This window comes from Brachyspira catarrhinii, from assembly GCF_005518285.1.
Classification (GTDB): Bacteria; Spirochaetota; Brachyspiria; order Brachyspirales; family Brachyspiraceae; genus Brachyspira; species Brachyspira catarrhinii.
In genome coordinates this window covers 1-1,201 of sequence record NZ_SJDU01000546.1, presented here as the reverse complement: position 1 = coordinate 1,201, position 1,201 = coordinate 1, and the positions used below count along the sequence as shown (strand labels likewise).

Sequence of the window (1,201 nt, the reverse complement as noted above, 5' to 3'; positions counted from 1 at the left end):
TGTAAAATATACCGATGAAAACAAAGTGAAGAATATAAAATCAAAGCTATAAATAATATGAATACTAAAAAACATGATTTAATTTCAGCATTAAAATACGCATTTCCAATAACAATACCTGTTCTTATAGGCTATATATTTTTAGGCATGGCTTATGGAATACTTATGAAAGCTAAAGGACTTGATACTTCTCTCGCTGTATTTTTAAGTTTGTTTGCCTATTGCGGAAGTATGCAGTATACAGCTATTAATTATTTATTTTTAGCACCATTTAATCCATTATATGCCTTAGTGCTAACATTAATGGTTAATTCAAGAGTGGCATTCTACGGCATATCTATGGCTTCTAAATATAAATCTATAGGAATATTAAAGCCATTTCTAATATTTTCATTAAGTGATGAAACTTTTTCTATAGTTTGCTCGCATAATATACAAGAAAATATCAATAAAAGAGCATTTTACTTTTTTGTATCATTTATGAATTACTGCTATTGGAATATAGGTACATTGCTTGGCTGTTTGATAGGATCATTTATAACTTTCAATACTAAAGGGCTTGATTTTGTTTTAACTGCTTTATTTGTTGTAATATTCACAGAACAATGGCTTGAAAGTAAAGATCATAGAGGTGCTTTGATTGGACTTTTATGCTCTATACCTATTTTAATATTTAAAACTAATATATTTATAATACTTGCTATGATATTAATATTTATTGCTATAAGTATTATTTATAAATATAATGAATACGGGAAAATATATGAATAATAAAGAAATATTTATAACAGCTTTAATGATTGTAATAGGAACCGCTTTTTTAAGGTTTCTTCCCTTTATTATAATAAATAAATCATTATCCGAAAGTAAATATATAAAGTTTTTGGGCAAGATGCTGCCATACTCTATGATATCACTTCTAGTTATATACTGCCTTAAAGATATTAATATAATAAAGTTTCCATATGCCTTACCAGAATTAATATCTATAGCAATTATAATAATTTTGCATATAATAAAAAGAAATGTACTAATAAGCATAGGAGCAGGAACTATAATTTATATGTTTTTGGTACAGGTGGTATTTGTATAATTACTAATAACTAGAAATATCAAGTTATTAGATAATGACTTTATCATATAAATATTATAGTATCACTCATTATATTTATGAAATATATTACTGAACAATTGAAATCTG

Annotated in this window: 2 protein-coding genes; both read left to right on the top strand. The window is 25.2% G+C overall.

The window, feature by feature from the left end; translation table 11 throughout:
• The first annotated feature begins 57 nt into the window (after nt 1-57).
• On the top strand, nt 58-771 hold the full coding sequence (locus EZH24_RS12210; protein ID WP_137999335.1) for an AzlC family ABC transporter permease: 714 nt from the start codon (nt 58-60) through the stop codon (nt 769-771).
• Nucleotides 764-1,093 carry a branched-chain amino acid transporter permease gene (locus tag EZH24_RS12205; protein ID WP_137999334.1) on the top strand — a complete coding sequence of 110 codons (330 nt, stop codon included), beginning with the start codon at nt 764-766 and terminating at the stop codon, nt 1,091-1,093. The genes EZH24_RS12210 and EZH24_RS12205 overlap by 8 nt, the downstream gene beginning before the upstream one ends.
• Nucleotides 1,094-1,201: the final 108 nt, after the last annotated feature.

Coding starts and splice junctions, on each gene's coding strand:
- EZH24_RS12210 (WP_137999335.1), top strand. CDS start 58: ATGAATACTAAAAAACATGATTTAATTTCAGCATTAAAATACGCATTT.
- EZH24_RS12205 (WP_137999334.1), top strand. CDS start 764: ATGAATAATAAAGAAATATTTATAACAGCTTTAATGATTGTAATAGGA.